At 69.5% G+C, this 17,417-nt stretch carries 17 protein-coding genes; 12 read left to right on the forward strand and 5 right to left on the reverse strand.

The genetic code is table 11. The features are described from left to right. The first annotated feature begins 17 nt into the window (after nucleotides 1-17). From ABZ412_RS33135 to ABZ412_RS33160, 6 genes are all read left to right on the forward strand, one after another. The gene (locus ABZ412_RS33135) at nucleotides 18-1,487 is read left to right on the forward strand and encodes a nucleotide disphospho-sugar-binding domain-containing protein (RefSeq protein WP_357288340.1); all 1,470 of its coding nucleotides are present in this window, start codon (nucleotides 18-20) and stop codon (nucleotides 1,485-1,487) included. Beyond that, nucleotides 1,484-2,455: an ATP-binding cassette domain-containing protein gene (locus ABZ412_RS33140; RefSeq protein WP_357288342.1), complete on the forward strand. Its 972-nt coding sequence runs from the start codon at nucleotides 1,484-1,486 to the stop codon at nucleotides 2,453-2,455. Before ABZ412_RS33135 ends, ABZ412_RS33140 begins: the two co-directional genes overlap by 4 nt. Further along, nucleotides 2,452-3,285 carry an ABC transporter permease gene (locus ABZ412_RS33145; protein ID WP_357288345.1) on the forward strand — a complete coding sequence of 278 codons (834 nt, stop codon included), beginning with the start codon at nucleotides 2,452-2,454 and terminating at the stop codon, nucleotides 3,283-3,285. The genes ABZ412_RS33140 and ABZ412_RS33145 overlap by 4 nt, the downstream gene beginning before the upstream one ends. Before the next feature lie 13 nt (nucleotides 3,286-3,298). Continuing rightward, complete coding sequence (locus tag ABZ412_RS33150) at nucleotides 3,299-4,651, forward strand: hypothetical protein (protein ID WP_357288348.1); 1,353 nt, start codon at nucleotides 3,299-3,301, stop codon at nucleotides 4,649-4,651. 93 nt (nucleotides 4,652-4,744) lie between these two features. Then, a complete protein-coding gene (locus tag ABZ412_RS33155) occupies nucleotides 4,745-5,752 on the forward strand; it encodes a diiron oxygenase (RefSeq protein WP_357288351.1) in 1,008 nt (335 codons plus the stop codon). Nucleotides 5,753-5,844: 92 nt separating this feature from the next. Then, nucleotides 5,845-7,347, forward strand: a complete 1,503-nt coding sequence (locus tag ABZ412_RS33160; protein ID WP_357288354.1) for an NAD(P)/FAD-dependent oxidoreductase — start codon at nucleotides 5,845-5,847, stop codon at nucleotides 7,345-7,347. A gap of 75 nt (nucleotides 7,348-7,422) precedes the next feature. On the opposite strand, the gene ABZ412_RS33165 is transcribed toward ABZ412_RS33160, so the two are convergent. Both ABZ412_RS33165 and ABZ412_RS33170 read right to left on the reverse strand, forming a co-directional pair. Further along, nucleotides 7,423-8,130 carry a hypothetical protein gene (locus tag ABZ412_RS33165; RefSeq protein ID WP_357288357.1) on the reverse strand — a complete coding sequence of 236 codons (708 nt, stop codon included), beginning with the start codon at nucleotides 8,128-8,130 and terminating at the stop codon, nucleotides 7,423-7,425. Between the two features lie 61 nt (nucleotides 8,131-8,191). After that, a complete protein-coding gene (locus ABZ412_RS33170) occupies nucleotides 8,192-9,751 on the reverse strand; it encodes a carboxylesterase family protein (RefSeq protein ID WP_357288360.1) in 1,560 nt (519 codons plus the stop codon). Nucleotides 9,752-9,818: 67 nt separating this feature from the next. Here ABZ412_RS33170 and ABZ412_RS33175 point away from each other — a divergent pair, with 67 nt between their 5' ends. The 4 genes from ABZ412_RS33175 to ABZ412_RS33190 are packed head-to-tail and all read left to right on the forward strand — an operon-like array spanning nucleotide 9,819 to nucleotide 13,386. Then, on the forward strand, nucleotides 9,819-11,117 hold the full coding sequence (locus ABZ412_RS33175) for an ROK family transcriptional regulator (protein WP_357288363.1): 1,299 nt from the start codon (nucleotides 9,819-9,821) through the stop codon (nucleotides 11,115-11,117). A gap of 30 nt (nucleotides 11,118-11,147) precedes the next feature. After that, nucleotides 11,148-12,497 (forward strand): M20/M25/M40 family metallo-hydrolase, encoded by a 1,350-nt coding sequence (locus ABZ412_RS33180; protein ID WP_357288366.1) that lies wholly within the window; start codon nucleotides 11,148-11,150, stop codon nucleotides 12,495-12,497. Beyond that, complete coding sequence (locus ABZ412_RS33185; RefSeq protein WP_357288369.1) at nucleotides 12,494-13,204, forward strand: hypothetical protein; 711 nt, start codon at nucleotides 12,494-12,496, stop codon at nucleotides 13,202-13,204. The genes ABZ412_RS33180 and ABZ412_RS33185 overlap by 4 nt, the downstream gene beginning before the upstream one ends. After that, entirely contained in the window at nucleotides 13,156-13,386 is a 231-nt protein-coding gene (locus ABZ412_RS33190) for a hypothetical protein (protein ID WP_357288371.1), read from the forward strand. The genes ABZ412_RS33185 and ABZ412_RS33190 overlap by 49 nt, the downstream gene beginning before the upstream one ends. Here the strand turns inward: ABZ412_RS33190 and ABZ412_RS33195 are convergent. After that, entirely contained in the window at nucleotides 13,383-13,964 is a 582-nt protein-coding gene (locus tag ABZ412_RS33195) for a helix-turn-helix domain-containing protein (RefSeq protein ID WP_357288374.1), read from the reverse strand. The two genes, ABZ412_RS33190 and ABZ412_RS33195, sit on opposite strands and share 4 nt — an antisense overlap. Nucleotides 13,965-14,031: 67 nt before the next feature. Here ABZ412_RS33195 and ABZ412_RS33200 point away from each other — a divergent pair, with 67 nt between their 5' ends. Beyond that, on the forward strand, nucleotides 14,032-15,345 hold the full coding sequence (locus ABZ412_RS33200; RefSeq protein ID WP_357288435.1) for a family 1 glycosylhydrolase: 1,314 nt from the start codon (nucleotides 14,032-14,034) through the stop codon (nucleotides 15,343-15,345). A gap of 92 nt (nucleotides 15,346-15,437) precedes the next feature. Here the strand turns inward: ABZ412_RS33200 and ABZ412_RS33205 are convergent, their stop codons facing one another. Both ABZ412_RS33205 and ABZ412_RS33210 read right to left on the reverse strand, forming a co-directional pair. Beyond that, the gene (locus tag ABZ412_RS33205; RefSeq protein ID WP_357288377.1) at nucleotides 15,438-16,430 is read right to left on the reverse strand and encodes an LLM class F420-dependent oxidoreductase; all 993 of its coding nucleotides are present in this window, start codon (nucleotides 16,428-16,430) and stop codon (nucleotides 15,438-15,440) included. A gap of 104 nt (nucleotides 16,431-16,534) precedes the next feature. Further along, nucleotides 16,535-16,999, reverse strand: coding sequence for a MarR family transcriptional regulator (locus ABZ412_RS33210; protein ID WP_357288380.1), 465 nt, complete (start codon nucleotides 16,997-16,999; stop codon nucleotides 16,535-16,537). 82 nt (nucleotides 17,000-17,081) lie between these two features. On the opposite strand from ABZ412_RS33210, the gene ABZ412_RS33215 reads away from it, so the two are divergent. Continuing rightward, nucleotides 17,082-17,405: a rhodanese-like domain-containing protein gene (locus tag ABZ412_RS33215; protein ID WP_357288383.1), complete on the forward strand. Its 324-nt coding sequence runs from the start codon at nucleotides 17,082-17,084 to the stop codon at nucleotides 17,403-17,405. Nucleotides 17,406-17,417 lie beyond the last annotated feature (12 nt).

Below are 17,417 nucleotides of genomic sequence, written 5' to 3' on the forward strand. Positions count from 1 at the left end.
GAGATCGGGGGTACACGATGAAGGTGCTGCTCGCCTTCGCCGGCAGCCGGGGTGATGCGCAGCCGGGCGTGCTGCTCGGCTCGGAATTGCTGCGACGAGGCCACGACGTCACCGTCGCGGTGTCCCCGAACCTGGTCGAATTCGCTGAACGCCATGGCGTTCCGGCCCTGGGGTTCGGCCTCGACAGCGACGAACTGCTGCGCGCCCAACGCGATGATCGGCGCTTCCGGCACCCGAATCCCGTACGGCGGGCGCACGCGGTGCTGGACCTGCAACGCCGCGGATTCGCCGAGGCGGCGGGCGATCTGCGCGCCCTGGCCGGCGACTCCGACGCGCTGGTCACCGGCATGGCATGCGAGGAGGCCGCAGCGGAAGTCGCACGGCACCACAGGATTCCGATCACGGCGCTGCACTTCTTCCCGATCGAACCGAATCGTGCGGTACCGGTGATCCCGGCGGCATGGGGCCGACACCTTCCGGGCCCGCTGAACCGGCTGGGCTGGCAGGCGTTGACCGTGGCGCGGTCGTGGGCCCTCGAGCCCGAGCGCGCGGCTTTCCGTCGCGCCGCCGCCCGTGACTCGGACTCGCGCACATCCTCCGCGCACGCCGGCGGCTTCGAGGCCCGCGCCCGGCCGGAGGACAGGGCGCCCGGATCGGGGTGGGCCGGGTCGATATCGCCCCTGGTCGATCGTGGGGGCGGGCGGACCCCGGCGTACACGGCGATTCAGGCCTACGACCCCGCGCTGTTCCCCGGACTCGCGGACGAACTGCGCGACGTGCCGTTCACCGGGTTCCCGGTACCTGCCGACGACGGTGCCGGGCGGCGTGCTGCGGAGCGGCCCGGGCCGGGAACGAGTGCGGTCGAGGAACCAGGTTCCGGCCTCGGTGCGGAGTTGCTCGAGTGGCTGATCGCGGGTCCCGCTCCGGTGTACGCGGGTTTCGGGTCGATGCCGGTGGCCGAACCGGTCGCGGTCGAGTCGCTGGTCCGAGAGGTGGGTCGGCGGCTCGGGCGGCGGATATTGCTGGTGGGCCCGATGTTCCGAGGCCGGATCGGTGATGAGCTGGCGGTGGTGGATCAGGTCGACCACCGAGCGGTGCTGCCGTTGTGCGATGCCGCTGTCCACCACGGCGGGGCTGGGACCACCGCTGCCGTCCTGCGCGCGGGGGTGCCGTCGGTGATCTGTTCGGTGCAGGCGGATCAGTCGTACTGGGGCAGGCAGGTGGAGGCCCTCGGGCTGGGGGCGACTGCGCCGTTCTCCGGAATCACCGCGAATCGGCTGGAGCGGTCACTGATTCGCGCGACCCGGCCGGAGGTGCGCCTGCGGGCGGCCGCCTACGGGGCGCGATTCCGCGATGACGGGGTCGCGCGCGCCGCGGATGCCGTCGAAGCACTGCTGCCGACGGCGCCGCGATCGGCGGGTGCGGACGGGCTCTCGACCCCAACCGCTGGGCATTCGGCTTCGACCATGATCGGAGGTGTGCGATGAGTGAGATCGCCATCGAAACACGGGGACTCGGAAAGAGTTTCGGATCCATGACCGCCGTCGACGCCGTGGATCTGGACGTCGCGGCCGGGACGGTGTTCGCGCTGCTGGGACCCAATGGTGCGGGGAAGACGACCACCGTGCGGATGCTGGCCACCCTGGCGCGTCCATCCCGTGGCACGGCAACGGTTTTCGGGTACGACGTGGTCGGTCAGGCCATGGCGGTGCGCTCGATGATCGGGCTCACCGGCCAGTACGCGGCCGTGGACGAGAACCTGACCGCGTGGGAGAACCTGCGCCTGTTCGGCCGGCTGCTCGGCCTCGGCCGTAGCGCGGCGCAGGATCGGGCGGCGGAACTGCTGGACGAGTTCGAGCTGACGGCCGCGGCCAACCGGCGGGTCGGGTCGTTCTCCGGCGGCATGCGGCGGCGACTGGATCTGGCGGCGACGCTGATCACGGTGCCGCCCTTGATCTTCCTGGACGAGCCCACCACCGGTCTGGACCCGCACACCCGCGAGCGCATGTGGTCGGTGGTGCGCGGTCTGGTCGGGCGGGGCGCGACCATCCTGCTCACCACGCAGTACCTCGAGGAGGCGGACGCCCTCGCGGACCGGATCGCCGTCATCGACCACGGCACCGTGGTCGCCGAGGGCACCGCGGGGGAGTTGAAGTCCTCCATCGGCGAGGAGATGCTGTGCCTGGATCTGGCCGATCCCGCCCAGCGCCCGCTCGCCGACGCCGTCGTCGAAAGACTCACCGGCACTGTGCCACTGCACGGCGACAATCCCGCCGCCGTGACGGTGCCGCTCACCGATATCGGCGCCGCCGCCGACATCGTCGCCGCCTGCCGCGACACCGGGATCCGCCTGCGCGGCTTCGGGGTCGAACGCCCCGACCTGAATTCGGTGTTCCTGGCGCTCACCCGGCGCCCGGCCCGTACCACGCCTCCGGCCGAAAGGCGGACCGCATGACCATCCTGTCCGACACCCCGGTGCTCGTGCACCCCACCGCCCGCATCGCCCGGCGGCCGCGGCTCACCCGGGTCGGCCTGCGCGCGGGTCTGGCGCAGTCGCTGTTCATGGCCCAGCGCGGCCTGCTGACCTTCCGGCACAGCCCGCAGCTGCTCTACGACGCCGTGCTGCTGCCGATCGTGGGCCCGCTGCTGTTCGGCAGCGTCTTCGGCAAGGCCATCGCGGGCAGCCTGGACGCGTACCTGCCCACGCTGATTCCCGGTGTGCTGGTGCAGATCGTGCTCACCTCCTCGGTCGCCATGGGCGTCCAGCTCTCCGAGGACATCCGCTCGGGCGTCTTCGACCGCTTCGTCTCCATGCCGATCGCGCGCTTCGCGCCGGTGGCCGGCGGCCTGCTGGCGGGCGCGACCCGCTACGTGATCGCCGCGCTCATGGTGCTGCTGGTGGGGTTCGGCATGGGCTACCGGCCGGACCACCCGCTGGGCCTGGTGGCGGGCGCGGCCCTGGTGGTGTTCGCGACCACCGCCATGAGCTGGCTGTTCGCCTTCATCGGCGTGACCGTGGCCAAACCCGCCGCCGTGCAGGGCATGTCGATGCTGGTGCTCACCTTCGCCAGCTTCGCCTCCAACGCCCTGGTCCCGGAGGAGGCCATGCCCATCTGGCTGCGTCACGTCTCCGACTTCAACCCCGTCTCGCATCTGGTGGCGGCGGTGCGCACCCTGGCCGAGTCCGGTGCGGCCGGCTCCGACTTCGCCTGGTCGGTGGGTTCCGCGCTCGTCGTCGCGATCGTGTTCGCGCCCTTGACAGTTCGCACCCTGCGTGCCCGGTGATCCGGAGACCGTCATGCCCGCCGTCCTGAACCGGCTCACCGCCGACGACGACCTGTTCCTGAAACTGCACGACCTGTACGGCAACGCCCTGGTCAACCAGCTGGCCTGGCGCTTCGACGAACCGCTGGATCCCGCTGTGCTGGAACGCCTGCACGCGCACCTCGCCCACGGCTTCCTGGCGCGGCGGGTGATGACCACGTCCGTCCCCTTCGCTCGGCCGTGGTGGGTATCGGCCACGACGGCGGAACCGCTGGCTGTGCAACAGCAGCCGGTATCCGAAACAGCCGTCCTGGATTGGCTTCTCGAACAGAGCCGGGTGGAGTTCGACCCGCTCACCGGCCGGGTGTGGCGACTGTCGGCCGCGCCGACCACCTCCGGCGGCACCCTGCTGTCCCTGGTCACCTCGCATGTGGGCGCGGACGGAGGCGCGGTGCTCTACGCGCTGGGTGACGCGCTACGCCGCCTGGACGCCGGGGACACACCGGATATCGCAACCAGTTCGGGTCGTCTCGTGGGTTCGATTCCCACCGACGGTCTGTTCCGCGCGCACCTCGCCGACGCCGTCGGCCGGCTGCGCGCCGCCGCCCGCGGGATCCGGGCCGCGATCAAGGCCCGCGATGTCCGCGAGCCCGACCGCAACCCGCGCCCCGCCGAACCGCGGCTGCCGCTCCCGGATCGCCACTCCGCCGCCGACCTCGTCGTGGAAGTCGATGCGGCCGAATGGAATGCCGTCGCCGCCGCGCACGACGGCACCGACAACGGCCTCATGGTCGGCGTCGCCGTCGGACTGCTCGGCCGCAGCGGCCGGATCGAGGACGGCGCCGAGGTCCGCGTCGATATTCCGCGGTCCCTGCGCGGCCTCGACGATCCCCGCGGCAACGCCACCACCGGCCTGCCCATCGCCGTGCCCTACCGCAAGGGTGAGCGCACCGACCTGCGTCAGGTGCGGACCGCCGTCAAACAGGCGGCCCGCGCCTATTCCGATCCGGCCACCACCCCCGCGCTGCAACACCTTCAGCCGGTCCAGATGATGCTGCCGAAGTTCGTTCTGGGCTTCTTCTCCCGCACGGCCAAGGCCCCGGAATGCCTGTGCACGAATCTCGGTGAGACCGGTCAGGGGGTGGCGACCATCGCGGGCGTGCGCGCCCGCTCGGTGCTCATGCGCCCGGTGGTCTGCACCGCCGACACCGATCTGTTCCGTCGCGTGGAGGTCGGCCTGAACCTGTCCTGGTCGAGTGACGGCGACACGGTCACCCTGGCGATCACCGGTGCGGATCCGGATCGGTTCCCGACCCGGGAAGCCCTTCGCGACCTGGTCGGAGCCGAATTCGAGGCCTGGGGACTGCATCCTCTCTTCTGGAGTTGAACCCTACTGGTCGGTACCTGTTGACGTGGCGCCAATGTACGCGTAACCATGGATTACAGATACTTAGGTCCATTTCCGAAAGAGGCTCTGACAATGACGTCAGCACACGCGACGGACGACCCCGCGGTCGCGCTTGCCCGGCAGTACGCCGACAAGCTCATGCTGCTCTCGCAGGGGTCCGTCGACAAGAATTTCGATCCCTACACCGATATCGATTGGGACCACCCCGATTTCGAGGTCAAGGCCGACGACAAGCGCTGGATCCTGCCCGTCTCCGGCGACATGTTCGCCCGGCACCCCTGGTATCAGGCCCAGTCCGAGGCGCGCAAGATCGCCATCGGACTGTGGCGGCAGGCCAATATCGCCAAGGTCGGCCTGCAGTTCGAGACCCTGCTCATCGGCGGCATGGTGCAGCACACCTTCAAACTGCCCAATGGCTCGCCGGAGTTCCGGTACTGCACCCACGAGGTCATCGAGGAGTGCAACCACACCCTGATGTTCCAGGAGATGGTGAACCGCATCGGGATCGACGTGCCCGGCATGAGCACGATCCTCAAGCAGCTCACCTACCTGGTGCCGCCGCTGGCCTCGGTCTTCCCGAACCTGTTCTTCATGGCGGTGCTCTCGGGCGAGGAGCCGATCGACCACATCCAGAAGGCGATCCTGCGCGCCGGCGAGGACATCCACCCGATCATGCGCGGCGTCATGGCGATTCACATCGCCGAGGAGGCCCGCCACATCTCCTTCGCGCACGAGTTCCTGGAACACCATGTGCCGCAGGCGAACCCGTTCGACAAGTTCGTGCTGTCGCTGGCCTTCCCGATCGTCATGTGGATCGGCGGGCGGGCGATCCTGGTTCCGCCCCGCGCCTTCTTCGAGGAGTTCGGCATCCCGCGCGAGGTCCGCGAGGAGGTGTTCTTCGGCTCCCCCGACTCCAAGGAGGCGTTCGCGGGCTTCTTCGGTGACGTGCGGTCGCTGGCCAAGAAGATCGGGCTGATGAACCCGGTGTCCAAGCGGGTCTGGAACGCCCTCGGCATCGGCGGCCCGAGCACCCGTTATCGGTCGGAGCCGGATCGGCCGGGCCAGGTCCGCGCCGCCTAGCCCGACCGGTGGTAGACGTTACCGTAAATAACATGTAATACTCGGTACGCCCGGACGCCGGTGTCCGGGCGCGACCAGAAGCGAGTTCCCCCATGACGCGGCATGTCGACGTACTGATCATCGGCGCGGGCCTGTCCGGTATCGGCATGGCCTGCCACCTGACCAGGGAGAAGACCGGGCGCAGCTACCTGATCCTGGAGCGCCGGACCGCCATCGGCGGCACCTGGGACCTGTTCAAGTACCCCGGTATCCGATCCGACTCGGACATGTACACCTTCGGCTACGGCTTCAGGCCCTGGCACGGCACCAAGGTGCTCGCCGACGGACCGCGCATCCGCCAGTACATCGAGGACACCGCCGCCGAATACGGCGTCACCGACCACATCCGCTTCGGCCGCAAGGTCACCAAGGCGTCCTGGTCCAGCGACGAGAGTATCTGGACCGTCGAGGTGCTCGACGAGGCCACCGGCGAGACCGAGACCTACACCAGCGACTTCTTCATCGGCTGCACCGGCTACTACGACTACGACAACGGCTACCGGCCCACGTTCCCCGGCGAGGAGAACTTCGGCGGCCGGATCGTGCACCCGCAGCACTGGCCCGAGGATCTCGACTACCAGGGCAAGAAAGTGGTCGTCATCGGCAGTGGCGCCACCGCCATCACCCTGATCCCGGCCATGAGCGAGGACGCCGCGCACGTCACCATGCTGCAGCGTTCGCCCACCTACATCGCCGCGCTGCCCGCCGACGACCCGGTCGCGGTCGGCTTCAAGCTGGCCAAGGTCCCCGCGGCCATCGCCTACAAGGCGGGCCGGGCGCGCAATATCGGACTGCAGCGGGCCAGCTACCAGCTCTCGCGCACCAACCCGAAGCTGTCGGCCAAGCTGATGCTGGCCGCGGTGCGCGCGCAGGTCGGTCCCCATATCGACATGAAGCACTTCACCCCCAGCTACAACCCGTGGGACCAGCGCCTGTGCGTGGTGCCCAACGGCGACCTGTTCAAGGTGCTGAAGCGGGGCGAGGCATCGATCGCCACCGGCACCATCGAGACCTTCACCGAGAAGGGCATCCGCCTGTCCTCGGGCGAGGAGCTCGAGGCCGACATCGTGGTCAGCGCGACGGGTCTCACCGTGCAGATGCTCGGCGGCGCGGCGCTCGAGGTGGACGGGCAGACCCTCGCCACCCGGGATCTGGTGGCCTACAAGGGCGCGCTGCTCGGCACCGTCCCGAACATGATGGTGATCCTCGGCTACACCAACGCCTCCTGGACCCTCAAGGCCGACCTGGCCGCGGAGTACTTCTGCCGCCTGCTGAACCACATGCGGGACAACGGTTTCAGTGAAGTGGTCGCGGTGCCCGAGGAGGGCGACCGGTCCGAGGCGTCGCTCATGGGCGGCGCGCTGACCTCCGGCTACATCCAGCGCGGTGACGGCGTCATGCCGCGTCAGGGCACCCGGGGGCCGTGGCTGGTGATCAACAACTACTTCCGCGACCGCGCCATGCTGCGCAAGGCTCCGCTGGAGGACGGTGTGCTGCGGTTCCGTCGCGGCAGCCGCAAGGCGGCTCCGGTCGCGGCCGAAACCCGTTCGGCCTGATCGGATTCCGGATCTCGAACCCGGCCGTGCAGGGTGCGGCCGGGTTCGTCATTCTCCGGGACGGGGTAGGTGGCCCTAGACCGGCTGGAAACCGCTGCCCACGCCCTTGCCGGCGTCGACCGCGGCGCGCACGGTGTCGAACGCGACGGCGATGACGGGGGAGTGCAGCGGATTATTGGCGTCGGTGCAGCTGAACCGGAGATTGCGGGTGTCGCTGATCAGCGGCGCGGAGATCATGCCGACCAGCCTGTCCCCGATGGTGACCGGCGCGCCCGAATCGCCGTAGCTGGAGCAGGCCTGCTCCAGCAGCCCCACCGGGCTCGACGTCCACACCACGCCACAGGCGTGCCCGCTGGTCCGGCCGTTCTGGCACACCACGCTCCAGGCGGGCGGCGTCGGCGCGAACCCGGCGATGGTGGTGCCGTCGAACGAGCGCAGCGGGGTGACCGCGGCCGGATCGAATTCGATGACCGCGTAGTCGAGTTGCGCGTCCGCGGCGCGGACCACCCCGACCACCCCGGCGTCGGGGAACTGCTCGCCGTGCACCGGCGTACCGGCCTCGGCGCAGTGTCCGGCGGTGAAGCCGACCAGTCGCCCGGCGGCGTCGTAGCCGATGGTGGTCAGGCTGCACTTGGCGGTGTGCCCGCCCTGGCCCAGCACCAGGCCCGAGCCGCCGCCCAGCGCGGCCTGGGTGTCACCCGGTGCGGCCTGAGCGGCCGGGACGGTCGACAGCCCGCAGGCCACGGCCACCGCGGCCGGTGCGATCCAGCGCTTCACCTGCATTGACCGACCCACCTATCCACGATTCGACTCGACGCGTATTGCTCCACGGTAGCCCGCGGGTTCAGCGCAGCCAGACCGGGCGCTGTGCGGCGAAGGGATCGGACTGGACGTGCGGCGCGTCCGACCAGATCATGGTTTCGCGCCGGTCGAGAGTGTAGCGGGGCCAGTCGGCGCCCGGGTCGGCGTCGCTGATGAACGCGACCCACGCCCGGTGCATGGCGTCGGCCAACGCCTGCGGCGGATGCTCGCCGGTCACCGCGGTCACACCCTGAGCCTTCAGCAGGTCGAAGGCGAACGGGACGTCGAGGCAGTGGAAAGACATGCCCTGGAACTCGGAGGCGTTCGAGGTCCAGGTGAATTCGTAGAGCCAGGTGGGCTGCCCGTGGCCCGCCCGCATCTCGGCCACCCGGTAGGACGGCATCCGGATCACGGCATCGCTCTGGGCCTGTCCCGCAAGCTGATCCGCCGACAGCCCCGGGTAGGCGAGGTGCCAGTCGGCGGCGCGGGAGGCGTCGAAACCGAGCGCGCCCAGGGCGGCGGGCAGCGTGGTGTCGGTGACCGGCGGCCGTTCCCCGGTCAGCGGCGCGGCATTGAATTCGTGGGCGGTGAAGCCCAGCATGAGCGGAACATCTTGGTCCGCACCGGACTTCAGCACCTCGGCGCTGGTGGCCGGGATGAGCGTGCCGTCCGCCCACGGGGCGAGGCCGAGCAGGGTGGCGGCCGTGCTGTCGGGTCCGGGCATGCGCAGCTTGTCCTCGAGGTCCTGCAACCCGGACCTGCTCAGGTCCCGCAGCGCGGCGGCGGTGGCGGGCAGGCCGGTGCGCTTGGTGAACAGGGCCGACATGGCCAGCGCGGTGGCGCGATCATTGGGCTGGGTGACCGCGCCGGACTCCGAAATGCCCGCGCGGAAAAGACCTTTCGCGGACGGGGTGTTCAGGAGCGCCCACACCGCGCCGCCGCCCGCCGACTGGCCCGCGATCGTCACCTTCGCCGGATCCCCGCCGAACGCGGCGATATTGGCGCGCACCCAGGCCAGCGCGGCGATCCAATCCAGCACGCCGCGATTGTCGGGGGCATCGTCGAGATGCAGGAAGCCTTCGATGCCCAGGCGGTACCCGACCGACACCAGCACCACGCCGTCGCGATTGAACGCCGCGCCGTCGTACCAGGGGCTGGCCGGGCTGCCCGCCACGAACCCGCCGCCGTGAATCCACACCAGCACAGGCAGTTTCGCGTCCGGATCCGGCTTCGGGGTGAACACGTTCACCGTGAGGATGTCGTCCCCGGGAATCGACGGCTCCGGAATCGCGGTCACCTCGGACAACTGCTTGACCTGAGCGGTCGGTCCGTACGTGGTGCAGTCCCGGGTCTCGGCCCACGCGGCGGCGGGTACCGGCGCGGCGAACCGCAGCGCGCCCACCGGTGGCTGTGCGAACGGGATACCGAGGAACGCGGCGCCGGTCTCCCGCCGCACCCCGCGTACCGCTCCCGCCGCGGTGGTCACGACCACCGTCTCCTTCGGCTTCTCGGACTCCGACGTCCCGCGTGCGCACGCCGCCGTGAAGGCCAGCGCCCCCGCTCCGAGCAGCAGAGTTCGTCGTCCGATCCGTTCCACGCCCATGCCAACCTCTGATCCCGAATTAACGTCAACACTTGAAATAATTACCTGACACCATAATCTCGATCCCGTGGATCCCACACCGCCCACCCGACGTCCCGCCACCCCCGGCGGCCCGACCGTGTCGCCCCCGGCCGACTCGGCCGCCATTCGGCGTCGCAACCTGGGGCTGGTGTTGCGGCACCTCGCCGACCACGGCCCGTGCCCGCGCACCGAGGTGGCCGCCGCCACCGGACTGGCCCACGGTTCGGTCACCGCCCTCGTCGCCGATCTCGCCGACCGCGGCCTCATCGCCGAGGACGACGCCCAGCGTTCCGGCGTCCGCGGCCGCCCCGGCCGCCCGCTGCGACTGGAACCCGGTCGCGCCGCCGTGGCCGCCATCCAGGTCACCTCCGAACAGCTCCGCGTCGCCGTCTCCGACCTCGCGGGAGTCATCACCTGGCGCGACACCGTCGCGCACGACCTCGCCCCCGGCACGCCCGCCGCCATGGCCGCCGCCATCGCGTCCCGCATCGCCCGCGCCGCCGCCACGCTCCCCGAATCGGGCCCCGCGCCCGTCCTCGCCCGCGCGGTGATCGCCATGGCCGGCCCGGTCCTGGACGACCCCGACCAAACCGTGGTGGTGGCACCGGATTTCGGCTGGCTCGACTCGGTCCCCCTCCGCGACCTGATCGCCGCCCACCTCCCGCCCCCGGCCGTGGCGATCGACGTGATCAACGACGCCAACGCGGCCGCCCTCGCCGAATTCCACGCTCTCCCTCGCGATTCCCGCGGCCTGGTCCTCATCGAGGCCGGCACCGGCATCGGCGGTGGCGTCGTCCTGGACGGCCGCATCCACACCGGCAGCCACGGCGTCGCCGGCGAGCCCGGCCACCTCCCGGTAGCCATGACCGGCCCCGACTGCGTCTGCGGCGCCCGCGGCTGCCTGGTCACCTTCGCGGGACCCGAGGCTGTCCTCGATTCCGCCGGCCTCACCTCTCTACTCCACAACGAGGGCCTGCAAGCCGCCCGATCCGAACTCCTCTCCCTGCTGAGACAGTCCGAACCCCAAGCACTCTCGGCAATGGACGCCGCCGCCACCGCCCTCGGCACGGCCATCCTCTCGATCTCCGCCCTCCTCGATACCGACGAAGTCGTCCTCGGCGGCCTGCTGGCGGAGTGGTTCCCGTGGATCGCGCCGACCATCGAGAATCGCCTCCATGGCCGCCGGGTCCTGGCCCCCACACTCGGGCTTCGGATCGCACCCGCGGTCCTCGGCGACGATGCCATCCTCATCGGCGCCCTCGGCTTCGCCCGCCGCGCGGTCCTGGCCGACCCCGCCGTGGTCCCGCCGCTGCCGATTCTGCGTGTCGCTGAAGATTCGCGGTGAGCTGACGCCGGGTGGTGGTTCGATGGCGGGATGGACCTGCGCCGGGATCTGAGCGGTACTGTCGACGGACTCATGCCGGAGTTGAAAGCGCTTCTCGGACAATTGGTGGAGATACCGTCCATCGCGTTTCCGGACTATCCGAAGGAGAATGTCCAGCGGGCGCACGATCTGGTCGCGAAGGAGTTGCGGAAGTCCGGGGTTGACGAGATTCGGGTGCTGGATCTGCCCGATACCTCGCCGGTCGTCTACGGACGGATCCCGGCTCCGGAGGCCGCGCCGACCGTCCTGCTGTACGGGCATTACGATGTGCAGCCTTCCGGGGATGAAAGTCTTTGGCATACACCGCCGTTCACGCCCACCGAGAAGGATGGCGCGATCTACGGGCGGGGCGCGGCGGACTGTAAGGCCAATGTGGTGGCGCATATCGGGGCGTTGCGGGCGTTCGGGGGCAAGCCGCCGGTCGGGGTGACGGTGGTGATCGAGGGGCAGGAGGAATACGGGTCGGTCTTCGACGACTATCCGGCCGAGCATCCGGAGCTGTTCGAAGCCGACGCGTTGTTGATCTGCGATGCGGGCAATATTCGCGCGGGGCAGCCGACGCTGGTGACCGCGTTGCGCGGGGTCGCGGACGTGTTCGTGGAGGTGCGCACCCGGGCCGCGCCGGTGCACTCGGGGCAGTTCGGCGGTGCGGCGCCGGATGCGCTGTTGTCGTTGATCGCCGCGTTGGCCACGCTGCACGATGCGGACGGGAATGTCGCGGTGCCGGGGCTGCGTCGCGACCACTGGACGGGCGCGAACTACACCGACGCCGAATTCGCGCGGGTGACGGGGATGCGACCGGGTATGCCGTTGCTCGGGACCGGTCCGATCGGTGAGCGGATCTGGTACGGCCCGGCGATCACCGTGATCGGGTTGGACGCCCCGCCGACGAAAACCGCTGCGTCCGCGGTGGTTCCATACGCCAAGGCATACCTGAACGTGCGCGTGCACCCCGAGCAGGACCCCGCCGAGGGGCAGCGTGCCGTCATCGAGCATCTGAGGAAGGCCAAGCCGTTCGGGGTCGAACTGGAGGTGACCGGTGGCGATATCGGCACCGGATTCGCCGCCCGCACCGACGGTCCCGCGTACGCGGCCATGGGTGAGGCCATGACCAAGGCGTGGGGTGTCGACGCCATCGATTCGGCCATGGGCGGTTCCATTCCGCTGACCAATGCCATGGCCGCCGCCAACCCGGGCTCCGAGGTGCTCATGCTCGGCGTCGAGGATTCCGAATGCAATATGCACGGCTTCAACGAGCGGGTGTTGCTGAGCGAGTTGCGGAATGTGGCGCTGGCCGAGGCCGAGTTCTTCCAGCTCTTCGCCGACAAGGCGCGCCGATGAGCGATACCGCGACCATCGAGGACGCTCCGAAGCCCGTGCGGCACAAGAAGAAGCGCGGCTTCCCGTCCACGTACACGATCCTGGCCGGGGTCACCCTCGCGGTGTGGCTGGCGGCCTTCGTGATTCCGCCGGGCGCCTACGACGTGGACGCGCAGGGCCGCCCGATCGCGGGCTCCTATCATCGCATCGCGGACGCCAAGGACTTCTCGGTCCGCATCCGGGACTTGTTCCTGGCTCCGGTCAACGGCCTCTACGGCATTCAGGACGCGAAGACCTCGCAGGTCGCCCCGGACCTGAGCGGTTCGCTCTACGGCGCGGCGGCGGTGTTCCTGTTCGTGCTGGCGGTGGGCGCGTTCATCACCGTCGCCTTCGCCACCGGCGCGCTGGACAGCGGGATCGGACGCCTGGCGTTCAAGCTCCGCGCCCGGTCGATCCTGCTGATCGTCGGCATCATGGTGGTGTTCGCGATCGCCGGCACCGTCGAGGGATTCGCCGAGGAGACCCTGGGTTTCCACGCCCTGCTGGTCCCGTTGACCCTGGCCCTGGGCTATGACCGCATGACCGCGGTCGGCGCGATCATCTCGGGCGCGGGCATCGGTGTGCTGTGTTCGACGGTGAACCCGTTCGCCACCGGCACGCCACGCTGGCCATGCCGATCATGGCCCCGCTGGCCGATTTCGCGCATGTCCCGCGGTCGCTGGTGGTGACGGCGTGGCAGTCGGCGTCGGGCTGGGCGAATCTGGTGACGCCCACGACCGCGGTGGTCACCGGTGGTATCGCGCTGGCCAAGGTGCGCTACGACCGGTACGTGAAATTCATCGTCCCGCTGATGGCCATTCTGTTCGTGCTGATCGGGGTGTTCCTGGCGATCGCGGCGTGGCTCGGCTAGCCGGTCCGGGGCTCGACGCCGGTGAACTGGGCCCAGCACTGCCGCAGGTAGAACTCCATATCGATGGCCGGGTCGATGAGCCACCGCGATTGCAGTCCGTCGGACAGGGCCATGAACGCGGTCGCCATCACCTGGGGGTCGACGGCGGGCGGGACCTCGCCGTCGCGTTGCAAACAGCGGATCAGCTCGGCGAAGGCGGCGGTGCCCAGTTCGTAGTGCAGCCGCATGTATTCGTGCGCGGGATGGTTGGGGTCCGCGGCCGCGGCCTGCATGTGGGTGAAGAGTTCGATGAGCCCGGGGACCTGGGTGTTGTGTCGGATGAGCCGGATCAGCGCCTCGGGCGTGGCCTCGCCCAGATTGGCGGCGTCGATCTGATCCCGCTTGAGCAGTACCGCGACGAACAGTTCCTCCTTGGAACCGAAGTAGTGCAGCAGTCCGCTCTGGCTCAGCCCGACGGCCTCGGCCAGTTCGGCCACCGAGGTCGCGAGGAAGCCGCGTTCCGCGATGGTCTTCAGGGCGGCCTCGAGGATCTGCTCCCGCCGTTCGATGCCCTTTCCGTAGGGTCCGCGTTTCGCCACCGGTCGAGTCTAAGCGGATTGTGAGAGTTCCTTGTCCGTCAAAACCGTGAGTAGTACGGTTTTCGCCATGCGCTTACGCCGCCGCACCCTCGCTCTGGCCGTCGTGGCCGCCACCGGTCTCACCCTCACCAGCGCCCCCGCCTTCGCGCGGCCGCAGCCGCCCACGCTCCTAGCGCCGCTCGGACCTGACTTCCTCTGGGGCGTCGCGGCGTCGGGCTTCCAGTCCGAAGGTCATGCGCCGGACAGCAATTGGTCGCGCTACGCCGCCTCCGGGAAGACCGAGGATACCTACCGCGACTCGATCGACTTCTACGACCGGTTCGAATCCGATATCCAGCTCGCCAGGCAATTGGGCGTGAAGGTGTACCGCATCGGCATCGAATGGGCGCGCGTCCAACCCCAGCCCGGGGTGTGGGACGAGGACGGACTTCGCTTCTACGACAAGGTGATCGGCGCGATCGAGGCCGCCGGCATGCGGCCCATGCTGACCATCGACCACTGGGTGTATCCGGGCTGGGAGGCCGACCGCGGCGGCTGGAATCGCCCCGGCATGGTGGATGACTGGCTGGCGAACGCGCGGACGGTGGTGGATCGCTACGCCTCCGGCAACCCGCTGTGGGTGACCTTCAACGAACCCGCCATGTACATGATCAACGAGGTCCGGCTGGGCATCCTGCCCGCGACCTCGGTGCCGATCATGCAGGATCGAATCGCGCAGGCGCACAACGCCATCTACGACTACATCCACCAGGTGCAGCCGGGCGCCATGGTCACCAGCAATGTCGCGTACCTCCCGACCGCCGAGGACCTGGTGAACGGCCCGCTGCTCGGCAGGATCGCGGCCAAGCTCGACTACATCGGGATCGACTACTACTACGGGGTGTCCCCGGACGCCATGAACTCGGGTTCGCTCTCGGAGATGTGGAAGAACCCGCTGCAGGCCGACGGCATCTACTACGCGCTGGACCACTATTCGCGCGCGTACCCCGGCAAGCCGCTCTACATCGTGGAGAACGGGATGCCCACGGAGGACGGCCAGCCCCGCGCCGACGGGTACACCCGCGCCGACGACCTGCGCGACACCGTCTACTGGGTCCAGCGCGCCAAGGCCGACGGCATGAACGTCATCGGCTACAACTACTGGAGCCTCACCGACAACTACGAATGGGGCTCCTACACACCGCGATTCGGCCTGTACACCGTCGATGTGAAGACCGACCCGGCGCTCACCCGGCGTCCGACCGACGCGGTTCCGGCCTACACCGAGATCACCGGCGCGGGCGGCGTCCCCGCCGGTTACCGCCCGACCCGCGACCCCAAGACGTGCTCGCTGGTCGACGCCCCGTCCAGCTGCACCGATCCGGTGACGCTGCCGCACTGACCACCCGGCGGTTCGCCGGATCGGCCGCGGGACACCCGCGCCCGCGCATCGGGTGTCGTCCCGGCGCGGCCGATCCGGCGAGCGACTCCCGCTCAGCGCAGCGCCGGAATGACCTCACGCTCGAACAGCTCCAGACCCGAAGTGTCATAGGCGGTTTCGGGGAAGTAGTGGATCGAATAGCCCAGTCCCAGATCCTTGACCCGCGAGAGCCGTTCGACGATCTGCTCCGGCGTGCCGACGGCGGGGGAGTTGCGGAACAGATCCTTGACGTGCTGGGCCGCGCCCTCCGCGCCGACGAACGGGGTCAGGCGGGACTCCAGCTGCGTCAGCCGGTCCTCGACCTCGGCCTCCGTCGCGCCGACCAGCGTATTGAAGTTGGAGCTGCGGGTGATGGCGTCGAAATCGGTTCCGACCGCGGCACAGTGGCCGCGCAGCAGCTCCGACTTCTGCGCGAAGGTCTCCGGGTCGCCCGCGAAGTTGGTGTACCGCGCGTACTTCGCCGCGATTCGCAATGTCACCTTCTCGCCGCCGCCGGCGACCCAGATCGGAATCCCGCCCTCCTGCACGGGAAGCGGCCGCACGATCGCGCCGTCCACCTGGTAGTGCTTGCCGTCGAGGGTCGCCTTACCCGTCGTCCAGGCCTGCCTGAAGATCTGCACGCCTTCGTCGAGCCGACCCAATCGCTCACCGGCGGAAGGGAATCCGTACCCGTAGGCGCGCCATTCGTGCTCGTACCAGCCGCCGCCGATGCCCATCTCCACGCGACCGCCGGAGATGAGGTCCACGGTGGCGGCGACCTTGGCCAGGTAGGCCGGGTTCCGGTAGCTGATGGCGGTGCACATCTGCCCCAGCCGGATTCGCGAGGTGCTGGCGGCCAGTGCCGACATCAGCGTCCACGCCTCGTGGGTGGCCTCCTCGGTGGGCACGGGGACGGTGTGGAAGTGGTCGTAGACCCACAGCGATTCCCAGGCGTCCCCGGAATCCGCGCGCGTGGCCAGGTCCCGCATCACTCCCCAGTGCGCGGCCGGGTCGATGCCGACCAGGTCGAGCCGCCAGCCCTGCGGGATGAAGATGCCGAAGCGCACGAGATGTCTCCTCTGTTCGAATCCGGTCCGATCGAATCGATTCCGGCATCCACTGTTCCCGTCGCCCCGTCCGGCGGCAACCGTTCTGCCCAGCCCGCGCCGAACTACGGAGCGCCGCCCTCCGGTCCGGCGATATCGGCCGGGTCCAGCACTTTCCGCAGCGCGGACGCGACGGTCTCGAGTTCGCTGGCGTCCAGCTTCTCCCCGAAGCGCCGTTCGATGCCCGCGAGATAGTGCGGCGCCGACTCCCGGAATCTCCGCCGGCCTTCGTCGGTGATGGCCACGAACGCCGACCGTCCGTCGTCGGGATTGGCTTCGCGCCGGACCAGCCCCTGCATCTCCATCTCGGTCACCAGCCTGCTGACCCGGGTGCGGCTGAGCACCACCCGCTCACCCAGGTCGCTCATCCGGAGCCGGTGCGGCGCATCGAGTTCCAGCAGGACGTCGTACCAGCTCAGCGGCAGCCCGGTGCTGCGGCGCAGTTCGGCGTCGAGCTCGGGCACGAGCAGGGCGTGGACTTGGAGCAGGGCGGCCCAGGCGCGGACAGCTGGGCGGGATCGGGAGGACACCGCCCCATCTTAACCGGTTGCGTGCGCGCGCACCTAAGTAGTAGCGTGCACACGCACACAAATTTCCGTGAAAGGAACTCTCATGACCGCACTCATCACCCGCGAGGAACTCGCCCAGGAGATCGCCGCCGGAACCGTCACCGTGCTCGACGCGCTCGGCGGCACGTACTACGCCAAGGCGCATCTGCCCGGCGCGCTCGCGCTGATCGAGGCCGATGTGGAAACCGAAGCGCCGCGCCTGCTTCCGGATCGCGACGCCGCCATCGTCACCTACTGCTCGAACGCGGCCTGCCCCAATAGTCAGAACGTCGCCACCAAGCTGGAACGGCTCGGCTACACCAATATCCGCAAGTACCGCGACGGCATCCAGGACTGGGCCGAAGCGGGCCTGCCCGTCGAAAGCTGATCCGCCCTCGGG

This window comes from Nocardia sp. NPDC005746, assembly GCF_040630785.1.
Classification (GTDB): domain Bacteria; phylum Actinomycetota; class Actinomycetes; order Mycobacteriales; family Mycobacteriaceae; genus Nocardia.

What these genes read in the sequence shown, in the direction of transcription:
- ABZ412_RS33135 (WP_357288340.1), top strand. Translation starts at nt 18, where the DNA reads ATGAAGGTGCTGCTCGCCTTCGCCGGCAGCCGGGGTGATGCGCAGCCG.
- ABZ412_RS33140 (WP_357288342.1), top strand. Translation starts at nt 1,484, where the DNA reads ATGAGTGAGATCGCCATCGAAACACGGGGACTCGGAAAGAGTTTCGGA.
- ABZ412_RS33145 (WP_357288345.1), top strand. Translation starts at nt 2,452, where the DNA reads ATGACCATCCTGTCCGACACCCCGGTGCTCGTGCACCCCACCGCCCGC.
- ABZ412_RS33150 (WP_357288348.1), top strand. Translation starts at nt 3,299, where the DNA reads ATGCCCGCCGTCCTGAACCGGCTCACCGCCGACGACGACCTGTTCCTG.
- ABZ412_RS33155 (WP_357288351.1), top strand. Translation starts at nt 4,745, where the DNA reads ATGACGTCAGCACACGCGACGGACGACCCCGCGGTCGCGCTTGCCCGG.
- ABZ412_RS33160 (WP_357288354.1), top strand. Translation starts at nt 5,845, where the DNA reads ATGACGCGGCATGTCGACGTACTGATCATCGGCGCGGGCCTGTCCGGT.
- ABZ412_RS33165 (WP_357288357.1), bottom strand. Translation starts at nt 8,130, where the DNA reads ATGCAGGTGAAGCGCTGGATCGCACCGGCCGCGGTGGCCGTGGCCTGC.
- ABZ412_RS33170 (WP_357288360.1), bottom strand. Translation starts at nt 9,751, where the DNA reads ATGGGCGTGGAACGGATCGGACGACGAACTCTGCTGCTCGGAGCGGGG.
- ABZ412_RS33180 (WP_357288366.1), top strand. Translation starts at nt 11,148, where the DNA reads ATGGACCTGCGCCGGGATCTGAGCGGTACTGTCGACGGACTCATGCCG.
- ABZ412_RS33185 (WP_357288369.1), top strand. Translation starts at nt 12,494, where the DNA reads ATGAGCGATACCGCGACCATCGAGGACGCTCCGAAGCCCGTGCGGCAC.
- ABZ412_RS33190 (WP_357288371.1), top strand. Translation starts at nt 13,156, where the DNA reads ATGGCCCCGCTGGCCGATTTCGCGCATGTCCCGCGGTCGCTGGTGGTG.
- ABZ412_RS33200 (WP_357288435.1), top strand. Translation starts at nt 14,032, where the DNA reads ATGCGCTTACGCCGCCGCACCCTCGCTCTGGCCGTCGTGGCCGCCACC.
- ABZ412_RS33215 (WP_357288383.1), top strand. Translation starts at nt 17,082, where the DNA reads ATGACCGCACTCATCACCCGCGAGGAACTCGCCCAGGAGATCGCCGCC.